The sequence below is a fragment of the Nonomuraea sp. NPDC049784 genome (assembly GCF_040659615.1).
Lineage (GTDB): Bacteria > Actinomycetota > Actinomycetes > Streptosporangiales > Streptosporangiaceae > Nonomuraea.
Window position 1 is genome coordinate 1 of the sequence record NZ_JBFAMX010001120.1, and the last position, 1810, is coordinate 1810.

The window sequence follows — 1810 nt, forward strand, 5'->3', positions numbered from 1 at the left end:
GACCGCACGGTCCAAGTGGGCCTGCCGGACGCCTCCGGCCGCACCGCGATCCTGGCGGTGCACACGCGCAGCGTGCCGCTCCACGGCCAGCACCGCCATGAGCACCACCAGCACGCCGCCGATCAGCGCCGGGGCGCTGCGCCACACGCCGCCCCGGGAACGCCTGGCGGGCATGCCGTTCTTCTTCTCCGCGCCGCCGTCCACGGCCCGGGGGCCGTCCGGTGCCGTCCTGGCCCGCATCAGGCAGAGACCTCCTTGATCTCCGAGGTGGGATCGAGCGCGCCGAGCACCAGGTCCACGACGAGGTTCACGATCAGCACGATGGCGCCGTACACGAGGATCACGGCCTGCGCGACCGGGTAGTCCTTCTGCGTGATCGACTCGACGATCTTCAGACCGAGTCCGGGCCAGGCGAAGACGTACTCGACCAGGACGCTGCCGGCGATCAGCGAGGTCAGCAGCAGGCCGCCCACGGTCAGGGTGGCCGTGAGCGTGTTGGGCAGCACGTGGCGCAGGTGGAGCCGGGCCGCGGGCAGCCGCTTGGCGCGGGCCAGGCGCACGTAGTCGGTGCCCAGCTCTCGCAGGGTCTCGACGCGGGTGATCCGGGCGATCATGGCGATCGGCCCGGCCGACAGGGCTGCGACGGGCAGCACGTACGTGAGCGGCCCGGCCTTGCCCGCGGGCGGGAACCAGCCGAGGCCGACGGCCAGCACGGCCACCAGCGCGATCGAGTACAGGAACTCGGGCACGGCCACGGCGGTGCCGGTGACCGTGCCGAAGGCCAGCTCGGTGCCGCGGTTGCGGCCGTTCTCTGTGCGTACGGCGGCCCACATGCCGAGCGGCACAGCCACGATCAGCGCCACGGCGGTGGCCAGGAGGGCCAGGGTCAGGGTGTTCGGCAGGCGGGCCGCGATGACGTCGCCCACCGCCTCCCCCGTCAGGAAGGACGTGCCGAAGTCACCGGTCAGGACGTTGCCGACGTACGTGATGAACTGCTCCGGCAGGGGGCGGTCGAGACCGAGCGCGGCCGTACGGGCCTCGACCAGCTCGATCGGAGCGGCCGGCCCGAGCGAGGCGCGCACCGGGTCGCCAGGGATGAGGTGGATCATTGCGAACGACGCCACCAGCAGCACCGCCAGCGACACGGCGAACCGCACGATCCGGCGCACGGCCGTACGCAGCGTCCTGCGCACGGTCATGCTCCCCGCCTTGCTGCCCGGGCGCTCCGTGGTCCGGGGGTCGCTCACTAGTCTCCTTGCATGAGGCGGATCGAGGTGGGCACCAGGGACCCGGCCGAGGTGCGGAACGTGGCGCCCTTGGCGGCCTGCAGCGCCGTGTTGTCCACCACGGGCACCAGGTCGGCGCTTTCGAATAGGGCCGACTCCGACTCCAGCCACATCGGGCAGGCCTCGGCGGCGGGGAGCTTGCTCGCCTTGGCGACGAGCTCCTCGTAGCGCTTGTTGGCCAGGTGGGCGAAGTTGGCGCCCTTGGGGGCGGACGGTCCCGACAGGAAACCGACGAGCTGGCTGGGCAGGGTGACGCCGATCGGCAGCCACACGACGTCCCAGTCCTGGGTGGCGTTGAGCGACTCCGACAGCTTGGTGTCGATCACGCCGTTCAGCTTCACCTCGACGCCGAGCTTCTTCCATGCCTCCGCCATGTACTCGGCGGCGGCCTGGAAGCCGGGGCCGCGGGTGGTGGCGTACATGTAGCGCAGGCTGAGCCGCTTGCCATCCTTGGCCCTGAACCCGTCGGCGCCGAGTTTCCACCCGGCCGCGTCGAGCGCGGCCGCGGCGGCCGCGGCGTCGTA

3 protein-coding genes are annotated in these 1810 nt (G+C 71.9%); all 3 read right to left on the reverse strand.

Annotated features, from left to right (window positions below; all coding sequences use genetic code 11):
- A partial coding sequence (locus AB0J09_RS63895; RefSeq protein ID WP_360714156.1) for a hypothetical protein occupies window positions 1-240 on the reverse strand: 240 nt, incomplete at its 3' end.
- Complete coding sequence (locus AB0J09_RS63900; protein ID WP_360714158.1) at window positions 240-1247, reverse strand: ABC transporter permease; 1008 nt, start codon at window positions 1245-1247, stop codon at window positions 240-242. The genes AB0J09_RS63895 and AB0J09_RS63900, both read right to left, overlap by 1 nt.
- Window positions 1247-1810, reverse strand: a 564-nt coding sequence (locus AB0J09_RS63905; RefSeq protein ID WP_360714160.1) for an ABC transporter substrate-binding protein, incomplete at its 5' end; no start/stop codon positions are given. The genes AB0J09_RS63900 and AB0J09_RS63905, both read right to left, overlap by 1 nt.